This window comes from Collinsella sp. AM40-7AC (assembly GCF_003468125.1).
Lineage (GTDB): Bacteria > Actinomycetota > Coriobacteriia > Coriobacteriales > Coriobacteriaceae > Collinsella > Collinsella aerofaciens_O.
Genome location: NZ_QSGK01000002.1, coordinates 175189 through 198071, shown reverse-complemented (window position 1 = coordinate 198071; position 22883 = coordinate 175189). Strand labels below are relative to the sequence as shown.

The window sequence follows — 22883 nt, the reverse complement described above, 5'->3', positions numbered from 1 at the left end:
TGCTGTTTAGCTGTAAGGGCATGGCCGCCACGGTCCATGCCCTTTTGTTTCAAGACGCCGCCATCATGCTAAGGAGGCAACCATGACAACTTCGCCTTTGGCAAACCCCACGGCCACCAGGGAGCTGCTGGAGGAGTTTGGCCTTGCGACCAAGCATCGCCTGGGCCAGAACTTTCTAATCGACAATCATGTGATCGAGCGTATCTGCGAGCTTGCCGAGCTTGCAGGTGACGAGCGCGTACTCGAGGTGGGTCCGGGTTGTGGAACGTTGACACTTGCGTTACTGCAGGAAGCGGCGTGCGTTACGTCCATTGAGGCCGATCCCGAGCTTGAGCCGGTGCTCGATGCCCACGCCGCCGACTATGCCAACTTCCGCTTTATCATGGGCGATGCGCTCAAGGTGACGCCGGAGCAGATTGAGCAGGCCGCCGGTGGTGAACCCACGGTGTTTGTCGCGAATCTGCCCTATAACGTGGCGGCGACGATCATTCTTCAGTTCTTCCAGACGATGCCCGCGCTTAAGCGCGCTGTCGTCATGGTGCAAAAGGAGGTTGCCGATCGCATTGCCGCAGTGCCGGGCAACAAGACCTATGGCGGCTATACGGCAAAGCTCGGCCTGTATGCGCAGGTGACGGGTCGCTTTGAGGTGCCGCCGCGTTGCTTTATGCCGGCGCCGCACGTGGACTCGACCGTCGTGCGTATCGACCGTGTTGACGGTGTGATGCCCGAAGAACTCGATCGCGAATTTGTGGCCCGCGTGATCGACGCTGCATTTGCTCAGCGTCGCAAGACCATCCGCAATTCCATGAGCGCCAACGGTTTTGCCAAGGACGTGCTCGATGCCGCCTTTGTGGCTTGCGATATCGCGCCCACCACGCGCGCCGAGACGCTTGACGTTGCCGACTTTATCCGTCTGGCCCAGGAGCTAATCCATGATGCCTGATGCCGAGCGCGTGACGTTTACTAAGAAAAAGAAGACGGTTGCTTGTCCCGTGCCCTTGGCACCGCTTGCCGACACGCATGCGCATCTGCTTTCGTTCTGGGGCAAAGAAGTGCCCGAGACGCTTGTGCGCGCCAAAGCCGCGGGCGTCGACCTGCTGGTGACGATGTTCGACCCCATCGCCGACAAGCGCAGCGTGACGGACTATAGTGACTGGCTCGTGCGCGAGATTTTGCCGATGCGGGATATTCCGCAGATCAAGTATCTCGCTGGCGTTCACCCCTATGGCGCGCCGGATTATACCGACGACATTCACGCGCAGGTCGTTGCCGCGCTCGATGACCCTTTGTGCGCCGGTATCGGCGAAATTGGCCTGGACTACCACATGGACTATGACGACGATATCGCGCCGGCACCCCATAACGTGCAGATTGACTGCATGGCGCGCCAGCTCGAGCTTGCCGTGTGCCGTAACGTGCCGGTGGAGCTGCATCTGCGTCACGAGGACACGGACCAGGAGCGCACCTCGCACGTGGACGCCTACAACGTGCTTCGTGAGGTGGGCGTGCCCCAGGCCGGTTGTGTGCTGCACTGCTTTGGCGAGGACCGCGCTACGATGGAGCGCTTTGTGGAGCTGGGCTGCTATATCGCCTATGGTGGTGCGGCCACCTTTAAGCGCAACGACGACGCGCGCGAGGCATTCGCGGCAACCCCACTCGATCGAATTTTGTTCGAGACGGATTGCCCGTATATGGCTCCGGAGCCCATTCGCGGTCTTGAATGCGAGCCCGCAATGATCTCCATTACGGCAAACGCGCTGGTTAACGACCGTGTCGATCGCACTGGTGAGGACGCCGAAACAATCGCGCAAGCCGCTTGGGAGAATGCCTGCAAACTTTTTCAAAAATAGTTCTTGCGTTCGTGGTGGCGCTCCGTTATTCTAATTCCTGCACGCGGGCGTGGCGGAATTGGCAGACGCGTACGGTTCAGGTCCGTATGGGGGCAACCCCATGAAGGTTCAAGTCCTTTCGCCCGCACCATTAAATGAAAGAGCTCCCAGCAATGGGAGCTTTTTTGTTACGGGCCCATCGCTGGGACTTGAACCTGCGAAGGAGCGAGCGTAAAGAAAACGCAGAGCGTTTTTAGCGAGCTGGCGAGTCCGCCGGCAGGCGGGCGAAGCCGGTGCGGATCCGCGAAGCGGATACGCGGACGTCCTTTCGCCCGCACCATTGATTGAAAGAGCTCCCAGCAATGGGAGCTTTTTGTTATGCACGATCTCCTTGGACGGGTATCCTAGTCCCAACGTGTGCCTATCAGAGGAGAAACCATGCTGTTGTCCGGTATCATCGCTGCCCTTACGAGCCTTCTACTTCCCATCATCATCCTGTTGCTGCTGCTTCCCAACGCCTGCTATGTCGTTGAACAGCAGCATGCCGTGATCATCGAGCGCCTGGGCAAGTTCAATCGCATCGTCAATGCGGGCTTCCACATGAAGGTACCCGTGATCGACCGCAAGGCCGCCACGGTGAGTCTGCGCACCATGAAAAACGGTTTTGGCATCGACGTTAAGACCCAGGACAATGTGACCATCGGCCTTGAGGTCTCTGCTCAGTACCACGTGAGCTATGACATGGGCGCCGGCCCGGCAGATTCGGGTATCTACAAGAGCTACTACATGCTGCAGGAGCCCGTCGACCAGATGCGCGACTTCATCACCGACGCCCTGCGCTCTTCAATCCCCGTCTACACACTCGATGAGGTCTTTGCCAAGAAGGACGACATCGCCAAGGATGTCAACGCTACCGTTTCCGAGCAGATGGCCGCCTACGGCTTCACCCTCGTGTCGACGCTCATCACCAAAATCGCACTGCCGACCGAGGTTGAGAACTCCATGAACGACATCAACGCCGCCCAGCGCAAGCGCGCTGCCGCGCAGGAGCTCGCCGAGGCCGACCGCATCAAGCGCGTCACCGAGGCGACCGCCGAGGCCGAGGCTATGGAAAAGGCGGGCGAGGGCATCGCCAACCAGCGCAAGGCCATCGCGCTGGGTATCAAAGATTCGCTCGAGATCATCCAGGAGACGGGTGTCGGCAATGACGAGGCCAACCAACTGTTCATGTTTACGCAGTGGTCCGAGATGATGACGGAGTTCGCTCGCACGGGTAAAACCTCGACGGTCGTGCTGCCGAGCGACTTTTCGCAGTCGGCCTCGATGTTCGAGCAGATGCTGGCCGCCGGCAAAGTTCAAAACGATTCGAAGGAGTAGACGCGCGTGAAATACACCGTCGTTTGCGTCGGTAAGCTCAAGGAGCGCTTTTGGAAGGACGCGTGCGCTGAGTACACCAAGCGCCTAGGTGCCTATGCCAAGGTGGATATCCGCGAGGTGGCCGATATCGACCCGGCTAAGGCGGGCGGCGTGGATGCCGCGCGCGACAAGGAGGGGGCGGCGATTCTTGCCGCCTTGCCATCTCGAGCGCATGTGATCCTGCTGGCTATCGAGGGCAAGGAGCGCTCGAGCGAGGAGTTTTCGGCGAGGCTCGACGATCTTATGCTGCGAGGCAGCAGCGACATTGCCTTTGTAATCGGCGGTTCGGACGGCGTGAGCGATGACGTGCGCGCACGAGCCGACGAGATGCTCAGCTTTGGACGCATTACCTTGCCGCATAACCTGGCGCGTGTGGTGCTGCTGGAGCAGATTTACCGTGCCTGCAAGATCAGTCGTGGCGAGCCGTATCACAAATAGGTCGGCAATACGAAACAATGGCGTGGGACAATACCTTTCGTTTTGAGGAATGTGTCTGAAAGGACTATGCGATATGAAGATTGGATTTGTCGGTTTTGGCAATATGGCGAGCGCTATGGCCGATGGCTGGATCGCTGCCGGTGTAGCTGCGAGCGACATGTGCGCCTGCGCGGGTCGCTACGACGCACTGGTTGAGCGCTGCGAGGCGCGCGGCATGGTCGCCTGCCACGATGCCGCCGAGGTTGTCGCCGCATCCGATATCGTGGTCGCTGCGGTCAAACCGTACATGATCGAGAAGGTATTCGCCCCGCTCAAGGATGCTCTTGCCAAAAAGGTCGTTCTGTCGGTTGCCTGGACCTGGGACAGTGCCAAGTGGGAGCAGGTCCTGCCGGGCGTCGCGCATATCTCGACGGTGCCCAACACGCCGGTTTCGGTGGGCGAGGGCGTCATCGCCTGCGAGAAGGCTTCGACGCTTAACGACGAGCAGCGTGCTGTGGTGCTCGACCTGCTCGGTAAGCTTGGCGCTGTCGTCGAGCTCGACACAAGCCTGCTGTTTGTGGGCGGCACGGTGGGTGGTTGCGCTCCGGCGTTTGTCGCCATGGCAATCGAGGCCCTGGGCGATGCGGCGGTCAAGCACGGTATCCCGCGTGCGGATGCTTATCGCATTGTGAGCCAGATGGTGCTGGGTACGGCAAAGCTGCAGCTTGCAACTGGCCAGCATCCTGCGGCGATGAAGGATGCCGTATGCTCGCCCGGTGGTGCCACCATCAAGGGCGTCGTTGCGCTCGAGGACGCCGGCATGCGCAGCGCCCTGGTCAAGGCAATCGACGCAACCCTCCAGTAAAACCGACCAAAAAAGGGACAGGTTTATGTTGGCAGGTGGGACTGCGGTTTTGTCCTTTTAGCGAAAAGTGCCCCGCAACTGGCTCAATTCCAGTTGCGGGGCACTTGCGTTTGCCCAGATAAAACCGACCAAAATAAACCTGTCCCTTTTTGGCAGGTTAGTCCCAGAAGCTGTCTTCTTCGTCCTCGGACTTGGGGCCGCGGTCGACATACATCTTATGGGTGCGCTTCTCCATTACAAAGGCAAGAATCGCAAATAGCAGGATACCGCCGGCGAAAAGGATGGCAAAACCGGTGCGGGTGCCAAACAAAAAGGAAAAAACTGCGTCCATTGGGTGCCTTCTTGCGTAGTTGAGTTGGGTCGTAAACGCTCATAAGTATATACTTGCCCATACATGTACAAGGTTGCAACCTAAATGGAATGTATATCGCCGGAGGATCTAATGCTTGATATCAAGTTTGTTCGCGAGAACCCCGATGCCATCGATGTCGCCATGGCTAACCGCCAGACGTCTTGGGATCGCGAGAAGTTCTTTGAGCTCGACGACGAGCGTCGTGCCGTCATCACCGAGGTCGAGGAACTTCAAGCCACGCGCAATGCCGAGTCCAAGAAGATCGGCGCCCTGATGAAGGAGGGCAAGAAGGACGAGGCCGAGGCCGCCAAAGAGGCCGTGCGCGCCGTCAACGAGAAAATTGACGGTCTGGCCGAGCGCCGCACCGCCCTCGAGCAGGAGCAGTACGACTTCATGGCTCACCTGCCCAACATTCCTTGCGAGGCCACGCCGTACGGCAAGGACGAGGACGAGAACATCGAACGCCGTCGTTGGGGCACCCCGCGCGAGTTCGACTTCGACTTTAAGCCGCACTGGGATCTGGGCACCGACCTCGACATCCTTGACTTCGAGCGCGGCAACAAGCTCTCCGGCAGCCGCTTCACCGTTCTCGGTGGCGCCGGCGCCCGTCTTGAGCGCGCCCTCATCAACTTCTTCCTCGATACGCACACCAGCCGTGGTTTTAAGGAGTGGTGGCCGCCCATCGTCGTCAAGCGTCAGACCATGTTCGGCACGGGCCAGCTGCCCAAGTTCGAGGACGACGCCTATCACGTCTCGGGCGACAACTTCCTGATCCCCACCGCCGAGGTCGTGCTCACCAACCTGCACGCCGGTGAGGTCCTCGACGCCGATACCCTGCCGCGCCGCTACACCGCCTTCACCCCCTGCTTCCGCGAGGAGGCCGGCTCCGCTGGTCGCGATACCCGCGGCATCATTCGCCAGCACGAGTTCGACAAGGTCGAGATGGTCAAGTTTGCCAAGCCGGAGGAGTCCGACAAGGAGCTCGAGAACATGACCGCCGAGGCCGAGTTCCTGCTGCAGCAGCTGGGTCTTCCGTATCGCGTGATTAGCCTGTGCACCGGCGACCTGGGCTTCTCTGCCCGTCAGACCTACGACGTCGAGGTCTGGCTGCCGAGCTACAACGCCTACAAGGAGATCAGCTCCTGCTCCAACTGCGGTGACTTCCAGGCCCGTCGCGCCAACATCAAGTATCGCGACCCCGAGAACTTCAAGGGTTCGCGCTATCTGCACACCCTCAACGGTTCCGGTCTGCCGGCTGGCCGCACCATGGCCGCCATCCTGGAGAACTACCAGAACGCCGACGGCACCATCACGATCCCCGAGGTTCTTCGTCCCTACATGGGCGGCCTCGAGAAGATCGAGCCGGTCGCGTAGGTTTGCTGCATAGGCGATTTGCAAGGGCGCTCCTTTCCGGGGCGCCTTTTTTGTGCGCAGGGCCTTACCATATCGTGCGGACAGCTCAATAGAATACACACGAACAAATGTTCTGTATTCAGCCATCCACCTGCTATGCTTTTCTTAGATAGAAGCGAGAGGAAGGGGATGCGATGGAGCTGTTTGATGAGCGGGTAGTTTTGTTTGAGAGCGACGAGGGCGGGGAGTACCTGCTTGTGACGTGTGAGCCGTCTGGCATGGGTGGCCTGGTGGTTCGACAGACGAGCGAGGGTCCGTTGACCCAATGGTGCTACGAGGAGTCGCCGCATGTGGTTGAGACGTTTGTGGCGCACGAGGGGCTTGTGGCCCTGGAGCATTTCTATGGGGTCCGGACATCTAACCAGGTTGCTCGCATGTTGAGTATCTCGTTTGCCGATTATGATTGTGCCCAGCGGGTGAGATCGCTCCTGAGGGAACTTGATGCTAAGTTTGACGTGATCGAAAAGCCAATCGATCGTACGGGGAACGACGGTATATGCGGAGCAGCATGACAAAACTGCGTTCCACAAAAAAAGTTTGAGATTGTGCTTGACTCCAATAAGCTAAAGTGGTTTTATATGTTTTGCGCTGCGGCGTTACCTCAGCTGGATAGAGGGTCTGACTACGAATCAGAACGTCATAGGTTCGAATCCTATACGCCGCACCAATTGAAATTGAAAGCCTCCGGCAACGGGGGCTTTTCTTTTACGCCGGCACCCCATGGATTCGAACCTCGGTCGAGGCGCGAGCGTGAAGCGGACGCGGAGCGTCCGTAGCGAGCGGGCGAGCGCGCCGGCAGGCGGGCGAAGCCGGCGCGGATCCGCGGAGCGGATGCGCGGAATCCTATACGCCGCACCAATTGAAATTGAAAGCCTCCGGCAACGGGGGCTTTTCTTTTATGGCAGCACCGCATGGATTCGAACCTCGGTCGAGGCACGAACAACTTAATTATCACTCCGTAAAATTTTTTTCTAATTGTCGCTTGACCCATCGGGGGCTCGCGTGCATAATAATCCGTGCGTTGCGGCGTTACCTCAGCTGGATAGAGGGTCTGACTACGAATCAGAACGTCATAGGTTCGAATCCTATACGCCGCACCATTTGAGATTAAAGCTCCCGGCAACGGGGGCTTTTCCTTTACGGGGGCATTGCGGAGATTCGATCCTCGTTCGAGGCGCGAGCGTTAAGAAAACGCGAAGCGTTTTTAGCGAGCGGGCGAGTCCGCCGGCAGGCGGGCGAAGCCGGTGCGGATCCGCGCAGCGGATGCGCGGAATCCTATACGCCGCACCAATTGACTTTAAAGCTCCCGGCGACGGGGGCTTTTCTTATATCGCGATGCATCGAAGATCGCGCCAAGCCCTCCAAATGATTAAAAATCAAATACGATAACTTTATTTGAAAAAATGCTTGACCATTATTCAGTCTCTGTGCATAATAATCAACAAGTCGCGGCGTTACCTCAGCTGGATAGAGGGTCTGACTACGAATCAGAACGTCATAGGTTCGAATCCTATACGCCGCACCATTTGAGATTAAAGCTCCCGGCAACGGGGGCTTTTCTTTTACGTAAACACCGCATTGATTCGAACCTCGGTCGAGGCGCGGGCGTAAAGAAAACGCGGAGCGTTTTTAGCCCGCGGGCGAGCACGCCGGCAGGCGGGCGAAGCCGGTGCGGATCCGCGCAGCGGATGCGCGGAATCCTATACGCCGCACCATTTGAGATTAAAGCTCCCGGCAACGGGGGCTTTTCTTTTACGTAAACACCGCATGGATTCGAACCTCGGTCGAGGCGCGGGCGTAAAGCGGACGATTTCCTGTCGACTCGTGTAAGATTCCGAGTAGATGTCGCGACTTATTCGCGACCACTCCTTCTTCAAGCGACCGATCAGGGTGATACTTCGTGGCAGAGCGTCCGACATACAAGCTCAGGTTTCTCGATCCCAAAAAGCGCTTTCCGGCGATGCCCGAGCAGCCTGCGGGACGCTCATATGGCGTGGTCTGGAAACTCTTTGGTGAGGATCAGCATGAATCTTGCTATGTCGTCGAATTCGTTGGCAAAAGTCATGTGTCGCTTTTGGGCTACGTAAGCGTTTCGGGCGAGGTGTACAAGGTGGACCGCCCCGTTAGCGAGACTCCGCTGCCCAACGATCCCGACATGGAACTGGTCCTTGACGAGTCGGACTCCGGTATTGGTGAGATTGTGGTTCGGGGAGCCAACGGCACAATGCGCGCGTGCGCGCGAACCGTCGGCTCTCCCGAAGGCCCCATGCGCGAGCAGTCCGACCACGAGACATGGAATTCGACCCGCTCCCTTCCTTACGGCGAGTTCATGGCATCGATGTTCCTGCGCTACGTGATATTCGCTGACTCCGAAAATGCCATTGCGAGCACGGCGGACGCCGGCGGACTCGACGAGGGTATGCAAAATGTTATCGACAAGATCAAGCTCGTAAAGTTGCCCGAGCCGGTCGAGGTGTTTTTGGGCTTTAACACGGCACCGCTCCCTGATGCTATCGAGACGCTGCTTTACCGCGTTGACCATGCCGAGAATCCGAGCGGTATCGAGCGCTATGCCGCCGCCCTTATGAGTGAAATTGACTTGCCCCGCTTGCGCACCATCGCCGCTAAGTCCGAGATGAGCCTGGCTCGCATCGATCGCTCAAAGCTTTTCTATCTCAATTTTGATCGCAGCCTGCTGGACCAGGACGAGATTGACATGCTGCTTGCCATCGAGTGCCGTCTTAACCGTCTCTCCGCCATCCTTGAGCACATCGGGGCCGGATTGGTCCCTGCGGCATCCTCGCCGAGCCTTGAGGGCTGCGCGCTCTTTGATGCGTGGCATATCGCCAAGACGACCAACGATGTTCCCCGACTGCTCGATACGGCCTCGAGCGATAACCCGTGGGGCAAACCGGGTACGGTGGCTTGCCAGCCGGGCGGTGAGTGGGATGTGCGTACCCGCTTCGCGCGTATTGTCGAGGCACTTAACGTGGTCACGCGGCTCGACTATACCTATCGGGCAAACGTTGCCGAGGGGATCATGCTCGTTCGGTTTGGGCAGTCTGTCGTTGATGCTATGCCACAACGTGAATACGACGCTCAAGATGACGCCTGGCGCGAGTTGGACGAGGACACGCGCGCGATCTGGGCTGCGGAGCACGATGCGCGCGTGTCGCTCACGCTTGCAGCAGCGTGTTTTGCCGCGGGCACCTGCATCACGCGCTGCTATGTGCAGATTGCTGCTCCCGACAGTGAGCAGGGCGAGTGCGTTGTCGCAACGTATTTCTTTGGGCGCGCGGCCTATCTGGCCGATTGCGTGCCTGTCGCCAAGGATCTTGAGAGCATGGACATGGACGATATGCCGTGCAAGCGTGTGCTTGAGGCATATGAGTCAACCGCTCCGGAGACGATTGAACCTGCGGAGGTTCATGCTCGTCCGCGTGATGACCATCGCATGCTGCCGCCGGCGCTGCGCGATCTGCTGCTTGCCGATACGGCTGACGAGCTGGAGGTCATGGAAGAGGACGACGACCCATACGTGGCCCGTGTTGTTGAATTGCGCGAGCAGGCAAAAGTCGACCGTACAGGTGCTTTTGAAGGCTTTTCCCGTCTTGTTGAGGAGTTGGAGGCTAAGTGCGCCGTCGCCGAGCTTTTGGCGACAGGTCCGGTTCAAACGCAGTTTTGCGATAACCAGCTGGTGCGCATGGTGCTACCGGTGTTGGAAGAAGACCGCTCTGTGCGAATCCTTCGTGCGCCCGATGCGCTGTACTTTGCCCAGCACGAGATCTGCAGCTTTTACGCCGAGCAAGAGGACTTTGAACGAGCACTGCCCGAGGTGCGCCATCTTTACGATCTGGCGCGCTCGTCCATGCAGTCGCACTTTGCGCTCATCAACGTGCTTGCGCGTCTGGAGCGCTTTGACGAGATTATCGAGGTGGCGCGCCACGGCCTACGTATTGCCAGCGATCGTTCTGCAATCGGCTACCTGTTCTATCGCTTGGCGTTTGCCTATTGGAATTGCGATCAGCTCAATCTGGCGCTGGCTTGTTACCGTCTGGTGCCGCGCGGCGAGGAGTCGGGCAGCAGCGCGCTGGAAGAAATGCAGGGCCTTATGAACGAGATGGGCGTCAGCGAGCCTCCGACGTTCGAGGAAGCGGTCGAGACCATCCACAAGGCTGGACTAGAGCTGCCGCCAGTGTCCGCCGTGACGAATCAGCTGGCAGATGCCGCTGTGCAACTGGTCGACAACGGTTTCTTTTTCCTGGCGCGCGGTTGTATCTTCCAAATGTGGCGCACCATGGGCAACGACGAGCTCGGCTCCCTCAACCGCTCGCTGGGGTAGGCGAAGCTTTCAAGAAGGAAAGGCTGCTGGGCAATTAGAAAATTTCCTCTTGCTCATCCTTGGCTGTTTGGTTACTATAGAACGGCTGTTACGGAGAGCTGACCGAGAGGCCGAAGGTGCTCGCCTGCTAAGCGAGTATGCCCCAAAAGGGCATCTGGGGTTCGAATCCCCAGCTCTCCGCCAGTATGAATTGAAAGAAGGGTCCCATTTGGGGCCCTTTTTTGTGCGGAGAAAGGAGGCTGGGGGTTCGAACCCGAGAGGGCACGGGCGTTAAGCAAACGCGAAAGCGTTTGTAGCCCGTGGGCGAAAAGCCGCCAGGTTTTGAAGCCGGAGGGCATGCGCAGCATGCCCGGACATCCCCAGCTCTCCGCCAGTAAGACTTTAAAGAAGGGTTCCGAAAGGGACCCTTTTTTAGTTGAACCACGTTAGCTGGGGATTCGAACCTCAAAAAAGGAGGCATCCTTTCGGACGCCTCCTTTCAGTGGGCTTATTATTCTTGCGCCCTACACCTCAGGAGCCTTGGCGACGGTCTCGCTTTCTGCCGTGAGCGGGCGGTTGTCGATGCGACGGCCCAAGCGATCGAGCTTCACGAGCAGCCATTCAATGGGATTCGGCCCTGCGCCTTCCTCGTCGGCAACCAGGTCCATGACGGCGATCTTGGTGCCGTCCTGCTTGAGCGTGACGCTACCCACCTTGTCGCCCACATGCACCGTGCCCGAAAGATCGTCGTAGCTAACCTTTTCGGTCACCTCGCCGGCAAGGGAAAACACGGTCGCTTGCGCCGTAGGATCGGCGAGTGTGGCGTCGATCGTCTTATCAGTCCAGTCGGTTTGACCGATGCGCGCCATAAGCGGGTTGCCGTTGGCGGTCTTTTCCTGCGTGTTGGCGATTGCGACCGTCACCTTGTGACCGTAGTACCAATTGGCAAGGGTTGCGGTATCGGTAAAGCGCTGGTCGGTGGTGGTGGAGTTCAAAACGACGGTGTAGATCTCGTCGCCATCGCGGTTGTAGGCACCCGTAAAGCAATAGCCTGCATCATCGGTAGTGCCGGTCTTGCCACCGATGTTGCCATCTTGGCCCAGCAAATAGTTATGCGTGTCCATGGAATGCGAATGGTCGGTGCCGTCGGCGCCCGTGACCTCGATCCAGGAATCTTCGCTCGCTACGACCTCGCGGATCGTGTCGTTTTTCATGGCCTCCTGCATCATCAGCGCTACGTCGTGTGCGGTTGAGTGCATATCGCCAGCCCACTCATCAAAGTCCAGACCATGCGGGTTTTCAAAAAGCGTACCGGTGCAGCCGAGCTTCTTAGCGCGCTCGTTCATGGCCTTCACAAAGGTTGCCTCGGCGTCTTTGGTCTTAGGGTCGATCTTCTTGCCCACATATTCGGCGAGCACGATGGCGGCGTCGTTGCCCGAGGGAATCATCAGGCCGCGCAGTGCCTGCTTCACGGTGAGCTCGTCGCCTTCGAGTAGGCCGGCTGTTGAATTGCCCACGGTGGCTGCGGCGTTGCTCACCGTGACCTTCTCGTCCATCTTGCAATTCTCGACGGTTAGGATTGCGGTCATGACCTTGGTGATCGAGGCAATCTTGACCTGCTCATCGGCGCCGCGGGCATAGTAGACGGTGCCGTCTTTGCCCATGACGAGGGCATTGGTCGCATCGATATCGGGCAGGTTTTCGGCCGTGATGCCGCGCGCATCGGCGGTTTTGCCGCAAACATTGTCGGTCGTGAGTACTTGGGCGCCGGCGACGGTGGGCACGCCAGCGGCAAGGGCGATAGCGCAGACAAAGCCGGCGGCAAGCTGGGCTGAGCGCTTTGCAAAAGAGGTGAGGGACTTCACGGATTTCGCTTTCGACGGGATGGTCTCTTCTGGAACTAGAGTATATCGTTTGCCGGCGTCGGCGATCATCGCGTGCGTGCGTGGCCCACATCCGCGCCCGAACGGGCACAAGGGTGCTTAAGGCCGACTTAATCACCCACGCTTGTTGTGTGTGGCGTGCGTCGCCTCGGGCATAATGGAGCGCGAGAGGAGCACGCATGAACGAGCGCATTTTGGTAGTTGATGACGAGAAGGCCATCGCCGACTTGGTTGGTATCTACCTTACAAAAGAGGGCTTTGATGTCCAGATTGCCTATAGCGGGGCCGATGCTGCCAAGGCAATCCTGGAGCAGGAGTTCGATCTGGCACTGTTGGATGTCATGCTGCCCGATATCGATGGCTTTGAGCTACTGCGTACGATCCGTTCCAGCCATACCTATCCCGTGATCATGCTGACGGCGCGCGATGCCCAGCAAGACAAGATCGAGGGCCTTTCGCTTGGCGCGGACGATTACGTGGTTAAGCCGTTCCGTCCGCTGGAGCTCATCGCGCGTGTGCACGCTCAGCTTCGCCGCTACACCAGCTACGGTAGCCGCTCGCAGGCGGCCGAGTCGCCGACCATCCAGCTCGACGGCCTGGAGATCAACCGCGATGCTCGTTCCGTAACGGTAGACGGTGCACCGGTGCGCCTCACGCCCATCGAGTATTCCATCTTGCTGTATCTGGTTGAGCATCGCGGCAGCGTGGTAGCCGTGGAGGATCTGTTCCGCGCGGTGTGGAACGAGGATTTTATGCCCGGCTCCAACAATACGGTGATGGTGCACATTCGCCACCTGCGCGAAAAGATTGGCGACGACGCTCAAAAGCCGCGCTTTATCAAAAACGTCTGGGGCGTCGGCTACATAATCGAATAGCGCCTTTGATGGTGGGGAAGTGGATATGACAAAAGACGATAGGCAGGCATTCGAGGTGCCCGATCGACTCTTTGAATACGTACGGGCAGTCGTCGACAACCGCGCGCTTGCGACGGTGCTGCTCTTTTTGCTGAGCCTGCTGCTGATTGGCATCGACAACATCGCCGGAATCTTAGCGGTGCTGCTTGTCGGCTTTTTGCTGATCGATCGATTCGAAATCGTGCGCCGTTGCGTGGTGATTGGCGGTGCCGCGTGGGCCATGACGTTGGCGATTGGCGCCATGGCGCTCGGCGGCATCGAAGGGCCGGTGCTGTTCGATGCCGGCTTTGTATTCAACATGCTTGGCTTTGTGCTGGCGCTTGCCGTGTGCGTGCTGTTCTTTTGCGGCCGTGCTCTGTACTACCAGGGCTACGAGCGGGGCGAGCAGCATGCCGATTGTGTGCTGGCCGCTCGTATTCAAGATCGCCTGATCGATCACCCCAACACCTGGGACAACATTGACGGCGACTTCTTGGAGGTCGAGGGCGCCCTTAACCGCGTGCGTGACCGTGAGCGCAAGGTGCGGCAATCTCTGCGTGACGAGTCGCATCGCAAGGACGATCTGGTCACGTACTTGGCACATGACCTACGCACCCCGCTTGCCAGTGTGGTGGGCTATCTTTCGCTGCTGCAAGAGGCTCCTGAGCTGCCGGTTGAGCAACGTGCGCACTTTACGGGCGTGGCGCTCGACAAGGCGCACCGGCTCGATGCGCTCATCGAAGAGTTCTTCGATATCACGCGCTTTGACTTCCACGATATCGTGCTCACGCGCGGCTATGTTGATCTGGGGTTGCTGCTGGCTCAGGTAGCTGACGAGTTCTACCCCATCCTCAATGAGCAGCATAAGGAAGCCCAAGTTGATATTCGCGAGGACCTGACGGTGCTCGTGGATGGCGACAAGATGGCTCGCGTGTTCAACAACATCATGAAAAACGCCGTCGCCTATAGCTATGAGGGCTCGACTATCACGATTGAGGCCAGACGCCGGGACGACGGCGGCGTGCGCGTGCGCTTTATCAATCAGGGCGATCCTATCCCTGCGGCTAAGCTCAAGGTGATCTTTGAGAAGTTCTATCGCCTGGATGCGGCGCGTGCGACCAATCGCGGTGGTGCCGGCCTGGGCCTTGCTATTGCCAAGGAGATCATCGCGGCACACGGCGGTACCGTTGCATGTGAATCGACGCCCGAACACACGATATTCACCATCGAGCTGTCCGCCGCATAGCCAGCGTGCCCTTACAAACACTTGACAATGTGCTCACGTGCGTATGAGCCGCGATTCCTACTATCGATACTGCTGAATTGATATCGATATGGAGGTGTGCGGTATGACGGCTGCTGCGGCTGTGGAGCCCACGGAGCTTGAAGAACTCATGGAAGCGCAGGCCGAGGCCGCGCATGAGCGCGAGGTTGGGGATGCGACTCGCCCCACGGCAGAGGATCTTGCCGCCTCACCGACGCGCATCGACGTCGAGGGCCTCGACCTGTTCTATGGCGACCACCATGCGCTCAAGGACGTGAATATCAAGATCCGCGACAAGCAGATCACCTCGTTCATCGGGCCTTCGGGCTGCGGAAAGTCCACGTTGCTGCGCTGCTTTAACCGCATGAACGACGGCATCAAGGATTGCCGCATCGAGGGCAAGATTGCGCTCGATGGTCAAGATATCCTGGGCGATTGCGACATCTGCCGTTTGCGCCAGCGCGTGGGTATGGTGTTCCAACGCCCCAACCCATTTCCCATGAGCATCTACGACAACGTCGCCTACGGTCCTCGCGGTATGGGTGTGCGCGACCGCGCCGTGCTCGATGAGCTGGTCGAGGACTCCCTGCGTCGCGCTGCCCTGTGGGACGAGGTCAAGGACAAGCTCAAAGAGTCGGGCCTGGGTCTTTCGGGTGGACAGCAGCAGCGCCTGTGCATCGCCCGCGCACTTGCCGTGCAGCCCGACATTCTGCTGATGGACGAGCCGACCTCGGCACTCGACCCTGTGTCGACGTTGGTGGTGGAGCAGCTGGCCTGCGAGCTCAAGGAGATCTGCACGCTGGTGGTCGTGACGCACAACATGCAGCAGGCCGCGCGTATTTCCGATTCGGTTGCGTTCTTTTTGCTGGGTGAGCTGGTGGAGCACGCGCCCACCGCGCAACTCTTCAAGAATCCGTCCGATCCGCGCACCGCGGATTATTTGACGGGGCGTTTTGGCTGACGCTGTCTTTTACAGGTGCCTTTAGGGTTAAGATGCGGTCATATCGGCCGCAAAGGGGTTCAACATGATCTATTACGTCGAGGACAATGACAACATCAGGGATTTGACAGTCTACGCGCTGCGCAAGCAGGGAATCGAGGCCGAGGGCTTTTCGTGTGATGGCGAGTTTAAAGCTGCCGTGGCGCGACGGGTGCCCGATGCTGTGCTGCTCGATATCATGCTGCCCGACACCGATGGCTTGGCGATTATGCGTCGCCTGCGTGCCGATCACCTGACGGCGACGGTGCCCATCATGATGCTTACCGCCAAGGACACCGAACTCGACAAGGTGATGGCGCTCGATGGCGGTGCCGACGATTACCTGACTAAGCCGTTTTCGCTCATGGAGCTTGCGAGCCGCTGCCGCGCACTGCTGCGTCGCGGCGGCATGGTCAAGCAGGCGAGCGATGTGCTCAGCGTGGGCGACATCGTGCTTTCGCCTAGCCATCGCGAGGTGACCGTTGCCGGCGAGCCGCTTAAGCTCACCCTGCGCGAGTTCGACCTGCTCGAGTACCTCATGCGCAAGCCCGGCGTGGTCTTTACCCGCGAGTCGTTGCTGCAGAGCGTGTGGGGCTGGGACTTCGACGGCGGTTCGCGCACCGTTGACGTGCACGTGCAGACGCTTCGCCAAAAACTGGGCGAGCATGCCAGCGCCATCGAGACCGTGCGCGGCGTGGGTTATCGCCTGGCCGAGCCTTCTGCCGGTGATGGTGCCGAAGGCGACGACACCGCGGCCACCGCATCGGAGGAGTAACCCGTGGTCTTCGCCCCCCAGGGAAAACATACGCTGTCGCACCGCGTTTTTGTGACGATCTTTGTCTGCGCCATGGCGGTTATCGTGGCGTTTACGGTGCTGGGTGCGTTCTTTGTGCAAAACACTTTGGCGGATGCCACGAGTGCCAATCTGGCGCAGGAAACCGAGCTCATTGCTGCCGCCCTCGACGAGCAGCAGGAGCCCATTCCGTTCTTGCGAAGCCTCGATCGCGAGGATCTTCGTATCACGCTGATCAATAAGGACGGATCTGTTGCCTACGACAACGAGGCGTCGCCTTCCACACTGCCCAACCATGGCGATCGCCCCGAGGTCATCGAGGCCTTTGAGAGTGGTTCGGGTTCCGCGGAGCGCGCAAGCTCTACACTCGACGAGATTATGCTGTATCGCGCCGTCACCCTTGATAACGGCCAGGTCGTTCGCTTGGCGCAGGCCCAGCCTGGCGTTGCGGCGATTTTGCTGTCGATGCTGGCGCCGATGCTACTTATCGCAGCAGCGGGTGCAGTACTCTCGTTTTTTATGGCGCGCCGTGAGTCCCGTGCCATCATCGCGCCGTTGCAAGAGGTGGATTTGGATCACCCACGCCGTAGCTATGAGCACGCCTATGCCGAGATGGTCCCCATGCTTGAGCGCATCGAGTCGCAGCGCCAGGAACTCAAGCGCCAAATGGCGGTGCTAGCGGACAACGACCGTATGCGCCGCGAGTTCACGGCGAATATCACCCATGAGCTCAAGACGCCGCTTACGGCGATTTCGGGCTATGCCGAGCTCATCGCAAATGGCATGGTCGAGGGCGAGGACGACCTGCGCAACTTTGGCGGTCGCATCTATCGTGAGGCGGGCCGCTTGGCAGCGCTTGTCAACGACATCCTTACGCTGTCTAACTTGGACGAGGCCGAACGTGCAACTGAAGGCGAGGCAGTGCCCATTGGGTCCACGGAGCCTATTGAGCTCTCGCGTGCGATCTACGCGGTTGAGCAGCGTCTTGAACAGGTCGCCCGTCAAGCGAATGTGACGATAAGTCATGAGACCAAGCCTGTGGTCATCGAAGGCGTGTCGCGCTTGGTCGACGAGCTCATCTATAATCTGGCAAGCAACGCCATCCGCTACAATCGGCCCGGCGGTACGGTTACGCTGCAGTGCGGCACCAACGACGAAGGCCATCCGTTCCTCGCTGTCGCCGACACGGGAATCGGTATCGCGCCTGAAGAACAGGGCAAGGTATTTGAGCGGTTCTATCGCGTGGACAAGAGTAGGTCCAAGGCACGCGGCGGAACCGGCCTGGGGCTTGCCATTGTCAAGCATGCGGCCCTGTATCATCACGCCACGCTTGATCTGTCGAGCGAGTTGGGCGTGGGAACCACCATTACGGTGACGTTTCCCATACAGCAGGACGAGCCATTCGCATAGCGATACAACACAGATATTGATGTAGACGCCGCATTTGACTTTCGGGTGCGGCGTTGTTGTGCAATTTTACGATTGCTTCCGACATTTTTACAGGAGAGCCTGTTTCTTATGTATAGAGTTTGGTCTCGGTAAAAAGATGCGATAACATACGGACAGTTTTGTCAATCCGAACTGGGGAAATGAAAGGCAAGCTGCATGACCCTTCTCGAACTGTTCCAGCTGCTGAAGAAGCACCTCAAGCTGGTCATCACCCTTCCGGTGGTCTGCGCGATCGCTATGGGCATCGTGTCCTTCGTTGCGATGGACAACACCTATACCGCGACGACGAGCATGTACATTCTCGCCAAGACCGACGATAGCGGTCAGATGAGCTACAACGATCTCTCGGCGAGCCAGATGCTTTCCAACGATATCGCCACGCTGCTGGATAGCGATAGCGTTAAGAGCGGCGCCGCCAAAGAACTGGGCCTCACCGATTTGGATGACTACAAGGTGTCTGTTTCCTCCGAGACCACCACGCGTGTCATTACGCTTTCGGTTACCGGCACCGATGCCAAGGAGACGGCTGAGGTCGCAAAGGCCATTGCCAGCTCGGTGAGTACGGTCGCTCAGAACGTCGGCGCTGCCCAGAGCATCAACGTTATCGACGAGGCTAAGACCCCCGAAGCCCCCAGCGGCCCCAAGCGCACGCTGTATATTGCCGTCGCGTTCCTCGCCGGTATCTTTATCGCAGTTGCCTATGTCGTTTTGGCAGACATGCTCAATACCCGCATCCGCGGTGCCGAAGAGGCAGAAGAGCTCCTGGGTATTCCCGTTGTTGGCCGAATTCCGGCTATGAAAGGTGGTAAATAGGCATGGCTAAGGCAAAGAACACCGATAAGCTCGTTGTACAGAATGCCGCCAAGACCCTTCTGGCCAACATCCGCTTTGCGAGCGTGGATGACCCCATTCGCACCATCACCGTTACCTCCTCGATTCCCAACGAGGGCAAGTCTACGGTTTCCGTTAACCTTGCTCAGGCAATCGCCACGAGCGGCAAGTCCGTGCTCCTGGTCGAGGCCGATATGCGCCGCAGGTCCCTTTCCGATATGCTCGGCGTTCGTTCGCGCGGCGGACTCTATGCGGTCCTTTCCGAGCAGATCTCCATTGACCAGGCAATTGTCGAGACGGGTCAGAAGAACTTCTACTTCCTCGATGCCGAGCCGCACATTCCCAATCCTGCCGACATCATCGTCTCCCATCGCTTTGCCAAGCTGGTAAAGGCACTGTCCGCCAAGTTCCAGTACGTCATCTTCGATGCTCCTCCGGTCGGCACCTTCATCGATGCTGCCGAGATTGCCAGCTTGACCGACGGCGCGCTGTTCGTGGTGCGCGAGGACTTTACCAAGCGCGAAGAGGCGCTCAACGCTATCGCCCAGCTTAAGAAGTCCGAGAAGGTCAAGCTCATCGGTACCGTCATGAATTACTGTGAGACCGAGACCAGCGAGTACTACTATTCTTACTACACCAAGGACGGTAAGAAGGTTAAGAAGGGCTCCGACGATCAGGGCACTTCCAAAAAGGGCATCTTCACCAACCGAGCAAACGTTTAGTTGATTAAGGCTGACCTATGCGTGACATTCATTGCCATATCTTGCCGGGTGTAGACGACGGCGCCGCCGATCTCGAAGAGAGCTTGGCGATGCTCGAGGCTGCCAAGCGGGCCGGTGTAACCAGAATCGTTTGCACTCCTCACTGCCGTGATCCCTATTTTGATTACGACAAGATGTGGGATGCCTTTGAGCTGCTGCGCGATAACGCTGACGGTTTTCCGCTCCAGATGGGCTTCGAGGTCAACCATCGAAAGCTCGTTGAGCTTGGTATCGATGCCGCGGATCACTTGCATTTCGATGGGACCAACGAGTTTCTGCTCGAGCTTTCGACGCATGCCGATGCGTATGCGTTTAGAGAGTACGAGAACACGATTTACGATTTGCAGTGCCGTGGCTATCAGGTGATCATCGCTCATCCTGAGCGCTATCGTGCGGTTCAAAAGGATGTAAGCGTGGCGGAGCGCCTGGTCGATATGGGCTGCAAGCTGCAGGCTTCGGCGGACTTTATTGCCGGCGGTCGCTTTGGTCGCGAGAAAAAGCCGGCACAGCGCCTGTTCGATCAGAACCTGTACAGCTTCATCGCGAGCGATGCCCATAACGTGGGTCATTACGACTGTCTGGCGAAGGCTCGCGCGAAGTTTAGCGTGCGCGGAGCTCATTTTCGCTAAAATCTGTCCCTAACGTTCGCGTTGAATGAAAGGGCAGCTATGGATATCCAACTTAAGACGGGATGCTTTGACGACGCGGCGTTGGTGCGCCGCGTCGTTTTTATGGACGAGCAGGGCTACGAGAATGAGTTCGACGCTATCGACGAGGATCCGAACTGCATTCATGTGACACTCTATGTAGACGGCGAGCTTGCCGGCTGCTCGCGCGTGTTTCCCGAGGAACTGGAGCGCGCGGCAGATGCAGAGGCCCCGGTTTCGCCGGCGTGCGATATGGACGAAGGCGTCGCGGCGGGGGAGACCTATATTATGGGCCGCGTTGCGGTGCTATCCCCAATGCGTCGCCGCGGTCTGGCGAGCAAGATTGTCGAGGCCAGTGATACGTGCGCGCGTGATGCCGGCTCCAAGCTCATTAAGCTGCACGCGCAGGAATACGTGCTACCACTCTATGCCAAGGCGGGTTACACGCAGATTGCCCCGGTGGACTACGAAGACGAGGGCCAGCCCCATGTTTGGATGGCCAAGCGCGTAGATGGCAGATAGGGACGTTCCTTTCCTGCCGGCAGTCGGGGACACTCCTTGGCAATTGGTGCATCAGAGCGTTTGGACATACAGTTTTTCGATTCCGTATGTATATATGCGCGCTAATGGGTTATAAAATCTAAGTCTGAACATAGCAGGTCTGCAATGCGGCTCGGGCAACCGGGCCGTTTTTGCGGACGGGGGTAGCGCGAAAGGACTGCACATGCGTCAATTTAAGACCGAGAGCAAAAAACTGCTCGACCTCATGATCAACTCCATCTACACCAATAAGGAAATCTTCCTGCGCGAGCTTATCTCCAACGCGAGCGATGCCGTCGACAAGCTCAACTTTAAGAGCCTGCAGGATCCGAGTGTCAAGCTCGACCAGGGCGACCTGGCCATCCGTGTTTCCTTTGATAAAGATGCCCGTACCATCACCATTTCGGATAACGGTATCGGCATGACCGCCGAGGAGCTCGAGCGCAATCTGGGCACCATCGCCCATTCCGGCTCCGAGGAGTTTAAGACTGAGAACGCCGAGCAGCAGGGTTCCGATGTCGACATCATCGGTCAGTTTGGCGTGGGCTTCTACTCTGCCTTTATGGTTGCCAGCCACGTAAAGGTTGTCAGCCGCGCCTATGGCGAGGACACCGCCCACGTTTGGGAGTCCGACGGTCTTGAGGGCTACACCATCGAGGATGGCGAGCGTGCTGAGCACGGTACCGATGTCATCCTGACGCTGCGCGAGAACGAGAAGCTCGACGCCGACGGCGAGGCCGAGACCTACGATCGCTTCCTGACCGAGTGGGGCCTCAAGAGCCTGATTCAGCAGTACAGCAACTATGTGCGCTACCCGATTCAGATGATGGTGAGCAAGAGCCGCCAGAAACCCAAGCCCGAGGACGCCGGCGACGACTACAAGCCCGAGTACGAGGACTACCAGGAGCTCGAGACCATCAACTCCATGACGCCGATTTGGAAAAAGCGCAGCTCCGACGTTGAGCAGAAGGATTACAACGAGTTCTACAAGTCCACGTTCCACGACTTTGACGATCCCGCGCGCACTATCAGCTTCCATGCCGAGGGTACGCTTGAGTACGATGCGCTGCTGTTTGTGCCGGGTCGCGCCCCGTTCGATCTGTACAGCAAGGACTACGAGAAGGGCCTGGCGCTCTACAGTTCCAACGTGCTGATTATGGAGAAGTGCGACGACTTGCTGCCCGACTACTACAACTTTGTGCGCGGTGTCGTGGACTCTGCCGACGTGACGCTCAATATTTCGCGTGAGACGCTGCAACAGAACCGTCAGCTCAAGGCCATTGCCAAGCGTGTCGAGAAGAAGATCACTGCCGATCTTGAGGACATGCGCGACAACGACCGCGAGGCCTACGAGAAGTTCTTTGAGAACTTTGGCCGCGGCCTTAAGTACGGCATCTACTCGAGCTATGGCATGAAGGCCGATGAGCTCGCCGACCTGCTACTGTTCTGGTCTGCCAAGGAGCAGAAGATGATTACCCTGGCCGAGTATGCCAAGGGCATGCCCGAGGATCAGAAGGCCATCTACTACGCCGCCGGCGACTCGCGTGAGCGCTTGGCCAAGATGCCCGTGGTAAAGGGCGTGCTCGAGCGCGGCTATGACGTGCTGTTGCTGACGCAGGATGTGGATGAGTTTACGTTCCAGGCTATGCGTGAGTACGTTGCCGCCGATATGCCTAAGATCTACGAAGACGACGCCGCCCGCGAGGCTGTCGAGAAGGCCGTTGCCGACGGTGCCGAGCCCGAGGTCGAGGATCGTCACCTGGAGCTCAAGAACGTCGCGACTGGCGATCTTGATCTGGCGACCGAGGACGAGAAGAAGGAGGCCGAGGACGCCACCAAGGAGAACGAGGACCTCTTTAGCGCTATGAAGGAGGCGCTCGGTGACAAGGTCGAGAAAGTTGCCGTCTCCGCGCGCCTGACCGATGCCCCCGCTTGCATCACCACCGAGGGTCCGCTTTCGCTCGAGATGGAGAAGGTGCTTCAGAAGGGTCCTGAGGGCGCGCCCGACGGTATGCCCAAGAGCCAGCGCGTGCTCGAGCTCAACGCCAAACACCCGGTCTTCGCCAAGCTCGTCGCTGCCCAGAAGGCCGGCGACGCCGACAAGATCAAGCAGTACTCCGGCCTGCTCTACGATCAGGCCCTGCTGGTCGAGGGCATCCTCCCTGAGGACCCCGTTGCCTTCGCAGCAGCTGTCTGCGAGCTTATGTAATTGGGTAGTTACGCGGTTCTA

20 protein-coding genes and 5 tRNA genes are annotated in these 22883 nt (G+C 58.5%); 23 read left to right on the top strand and 2 right to left on the bottom strand.

Features of this window, described 5'->3' with window-relative positions:
- The first annotated feature begins 82 nt into the window (after nucleotides 1–82).
- The 6 genes from rsmA to proC all read left to right on the top strand — a co-directional run bounded on the left by rsmA (nucleotide 83) and on the right by proC (nucleotide 4527).
- Nucleotides 83–943 (top strand): 16S rRNA (adenine(1518)-N(6)/adenine(1519)-N(6))-dimethyltransferase RsmA, encoded by an 861-nt coding sequence (gene rsmA / locus DW892_RS02600; RefSeq protein ID WP_117765460.1) that lies wholly within the window; start codon nucleotides 83–85, stop codon nucleotides 941–943.
- Complete coding sequence (locus DW892_RS02595) at nucleotides 933–1850, top strand: TatD family hydrolase (RefSeq protein WP_117765458.1); 918 nt, start codon at nucleotides 933–935, stop codon at nucleotides 1848–1850. The genes rsmA and DW892_RS02595 overlap by 11 nt, the downstream gene beginning before the upstream one ends.
- A 43-nt stretch (nucleotides 1851–1893) precedes the next feature.
- Nucleotides 1894–1980 (top strand) — tRNA-Leu (locus DW892_RS02590).
- Between the two features lie 287 nt (nucleotides 1981–2267).
- Entirely contained in the window at nucleotides 2268–3206 is a 939-nt protein-coding gene (locus tag DW892_RS02585) for an SPFH domain-containing protein (protein WP_117765456.1), read from the top strand.
- Nucleotides 3207–3212: 6 nt separating this feature from the next.
- Nucleotides 3213–3683 (top strand): 23S rRNA (pseudouridine(1915)-N(3))-methyltransferase RlmH, encoded by a 471-nt coding sequence (gene rlmH / locus DW892_RS02580; protein WP_117563694.1) that lies wholly within the window; start codon nucleotides 3213–3215, stop codon nucleotides 3681–3683.
- A 73-nt stretch (nucleotides 3684–3756) separates the two neighbouring features.
- Complete coding sequence (proC, locus tag DW892_RS02575; protein ID WP_089572672.1) at nucleotides 3757–4527, top strand: pyrroline-5-carboxylate reductase; 771 nt, start codon at nucleotides 3757–3759, stop codon at nucleotides 4525–4527.
- 157 nt (nucleotides 4528–4684) lie between these two features.
- On the opposite strand, the gene DW892_RS10460 is transcribed toward proC, so the two are convergent.
- Nucleotides 4685–4858 carry a DUF6724 family protein gene (locus DW892_RS10460; RefSeq protein ID WP_006235069.1) on the bottom strand — a complete coding sequence of 58 codons (174 nt, stop codon included), beginning with the start codon at nucleotides 4856–4858 and terminating at the stop codon, nucleotides 4685–4687.
- 111 nt (nucleotides 4859–4969) lie between these two features.
- On the opposite strand from DW892_RS10460, the gene serS reads away from it, so the two are divergent.
- From serS to DW892_RS02540, 7 genes are all read left to right on the top strand, one after another.
- Complete coding sequence (gene serS / locus DW892_RS02570) at nucleotides 4970–6253, top strand: serine--tRNA ligase (RefSeq protein WP_117765454.1); 1284 nt, start codon at nucleotides 4970–4972, stop codon at nucleotides 6251–6253.
- A gap of 173 nt (nucleotides 6254–6426) precedes the next feature.
- A complete protein-coding gene (locus tag DW892_RS02565; RefSeq protein ID WP_117765452.1) occupies nucleotides 6427–6804 on the top strand; it encodes a hypothetical protein in 378 nt (125 codons plus the stop codon).
- A gap of 78 nt (nucleotides 6805–6882) precedes the next feature.
- Nucleotides 6883–6959, top strand: a tRNA-Arg gene (locus DW892_RS02560).
- A gap of 356 nt (nucleotides 6960–7315) precedes the next feature.
- Nucleotides 7316–7392: transfer RNA gene (locus tag DW892_RS02555), tRNA-Arg, on the top strand.
- A gap of 348 nt (nucleotides 7393–7740) precedes the next feature.
- Nucleotides 7741–7817: transfer RNA gene (locus tag DW892_RS02550), tRNA-Arg, on the top strand.
- A gap of 375 nt (nucleotides 7818–8192) precedes the next feature.
- Complete coding sequence (locus DW892_RS02545) at nucleotides 8193–10634, top strand: lipopolysaccharide assembly protein LapB (protein WP_117765450.1); 2442 nt, start codon at nucleotides 8193–8195, stop codon at nucleotides 10632–10634.
- 92 nt (nucleotides 10635–10726) lie between these two features.
- Nucleotides 10727–10817, top strand: a tRNA-Ser gene (locus tag DW892_RS02540).
- Nucleotides 10818–11137: 320 nt separating this feature from the next.
- Here the strand turns inward: DW892_RS02540 and DW892_RS02535 are convergent.
- Nucleotides 11138–12478: a D-alanyl-D-alanine carboxypeptidase family protein gene (locus DW892_RS02535; RefSeq protein WP_158567008.1), complete on the bottom strand. Its 1341-nt coding sequence runs from the start codon at nucleotides 12476–12478 to the stop codon at nucleotides 11138–11140.
- A gap of 197 nt (nucleotides 12479–12675) precedes the next feature.
- Here DW892_RS02535 and DW892_RS02530 point away from each other — a divergent pair, with 197 nt between their 5' ends.
- From DW892_RS02530 to htpG, 10 genes are all read left to right on the top strand, one after another.
- Nucleotides 12676–13371, top strand: a complete 696-nt coding sequence (locus tag DW892_RS02530) for a response regulator transcription factor (RefSeq protein WP_117655503.1) — start codon at nucleotides 12676–12678, stop codon at nucleotides 13369–13371.
- A gap of 25 nt (nucleotides 13372–13396) precedes the next feature.
- A complete protein-coding gene (locus DW892_RS02525) occupies nucleotides 13397–14635 on the top strand; it encodes a sensor histidine kinase KdpD (protein WP_117765446.1) in 1239 nt (412 codons plus the stop codon).
- A 103-nt stretch (nucleotides 14636–14738) separates the two neighbouring features.
- On the top strand, nucleotides 14739–15614 hold the full coding sequence (pstB, locus tag DW892_RS02520; protein ID WP_199577658.1) for a phosphate ABC transporter ATP-binding protein PstB: 876 nt from the start codon (nucleotides 14739–14741) through the stop codon (nucleotides 15612–15614).
- A gap of 64 nt (nucleotides 15615–15678) precedes the next feature.
- A complete protein-coding gene (locus tag DW892_RS02515; RefSeq protein WP_117765444.1) occupies nucleotides 15679–16407 on the top strand; it encodes a response regulator transcription factor in 729 nt (242 codons plus the stop codon).
- A 3-nt stretch (nucleotides 16408–16410) separates the two neighbouring features.
- Nucleotides 16411–17835, top strand: a complete 1425-nt coding sequence (locus DW892_RS02510) for a cell wall metabolism sensor histidine kinase WalK (protein ID WP_117634258.1) — start codon at nucleotides 16411–16413, stop codon at nucleotides 17833–17835.
- Nucleotides 17836–18030: 195 nt separating this feature from the next.
- On the top strand, nucleotides 18031–18687 hold the full coding sequence (locus DW892_RS02505; protein WP_055250503.1) for a YveK family protein: 657 nt from the start codon (nucleotides 18031–18033) through the stop codon (nucleotides 18685–18687).
- Nucleotides 18688–18689: 2 nt separating this feature from the next.
- Nucleotides 18690–19427 carry a CpsD/CapB family tyrosine-protein kinase gene (locus DW892_RS02500; RefSeq protein WP_117765442.1) on the top strand — a complete coding sequence of 246 codons (738 nt, stop codon included), beginning with the start codon at nucleotides 18690–18692 and terminating at the stop codon, nucleotides 19425–19427.
- A 17-nt stretch (nucleotides 19428–19444) separates the two neighbouring features.
- Nucleotides 19445–20095, top strand: coding sequence for a tyrosine-protein phosphatase (locus DW892_RS02495; RefSeq protein WP_055250497.1), 651 nt, complete (start codon nucleotides 19445–19447; stop codon nucleotides 20093–20095).
- Nucleotides 20096–20134: 39 nt separating this feature from the next.
- Entirely contained in the window at nucleotides 20135–20635 is a 501-nt protein-coding gene (locus DW892_RS02490; RefSeq protein WP_117765440.1) for a GNAT family N-acetyltransferase, read from the top strand.
- Between the two features lie 202 nt (nucleotides 20636–20837).
- Nucleotides 20838–22862 carry a molecular chaperone HtpG gene (gene htpG, locus DW892_RS02485; RefSeq protein ID WP_117765438.1) on the top strand — a complete coding sequence of 675 codons (2025 nt, stop codon included), beginning with the start codon at nucleotides 20838–20840 and terminating at the stop codon, nucleotides 22860–22862.
- The last annotated feature ends 21 nt before the right edge of the window (nucleotides 22863–22883 follow it).

Coding starts and splice junctions, on each gene's coding strand:
- rsmA (WP_117765460.1), top strand. CDS start 83: ATGACAACTTCGCCTTTGGCAAACCCCACGGCCACCAGGGAGCTGCTG.
- DW892_RS02595 (WP_117765458.1), top strand. CDS start 933: ATGATGCCTGATGCCGAGCGCGTGACGTTTACTAAGAAAAAGAAGACG.
- DW892_RS02585 (WP_117765456.1), top strand. CDS start 2,268: ATGCTGTTGTCCGGTATCATCGCTGCCCTTACGAGCCTTCTACTTCCC.
- proC (WP_089572672.1), top strand. CDS start 3,757: ATGAAGATTGGATTTGTCGGTTTTGGCAATATGGCGAGCGCTATGGCC.
- DW892_RS10460 (WP_006235069.1), bottom strand. CDS start 4,858: ATGGACGCAGTTTTTTCCTTTTTGTTTGGCACCCGCACCGGTTTTGCC.
- serS (WP_117765454.1), top strand. CDS start 4,970: ATGCTTGATATCAAGTTTGTTCGCGAGAACCCCGATGCCATCGATGTC.
- DW892_RS02565 (WP_117765452.1), top strand. CDS start 6,427: ATGGAGCTGTTTGATGAGCGGGTAGTTTTGTTTGAGAGCGACGAGGGC.
- DW892_RS02530 (WP_117655503.1), top strand. CDS start 12,676: ATGAACGAGCGCATTTTGGTAGTTGATGACGAGAAGGCCATCGCCGAC.
- DW892_RS02525 (WP_117765446.1), top strand. CDS start 13,397: ATGACAAAAGACGATAGGCAGGCATTCGAGGTGCCCGATCGACTCTTT.
- pstB (WP_199577658.1), top strand. CDS start 14,739: ATGACGGCTGCTGCGGCTGTGGAGCCCACGGAGCTTGAAGAACTCATG.
- DW892_RS02515 (WP_117765444.1), top strand. CDS start 15,679: ATGATCTATTACGTCGAGGACAATGACAACATCAGGGATTTGACAGTC.
- DW892_RS02505 (WP_055250503.1), top strand. CDS start 18,031: ATGACCCTTCTCGAACTGTTCCAGCTGCTGAAGAAGCACCTCAAGCTG.
- DW892_RS02500 (WP_117765442.1), top strand. CDS start 18,690: ATGGCTAAGGCAAAGAACACCGATAAGCTCGTTGTACAGAATGCCGCC.
- DW892_RS02495 (WP_055250497.1), top strand. CDS start 19,445: ATGCGTGACATTCATTGCCATATCTTGCCGGGTGTAGACGACGGCGCC.
- DW892_RS02490 (WP_117765440.1), top strand. CDS start 20,135: ATGGATATCCAACTTAAGACGGGATGCTTTGACGACGCGGCGTTGGTG.
- htpG (WP_117765438.1), top strand. CDS start 20,838: ATGCGTCAATTTAAGACCGAGAGCAAAAAACTGCTCGACCTCATGATC.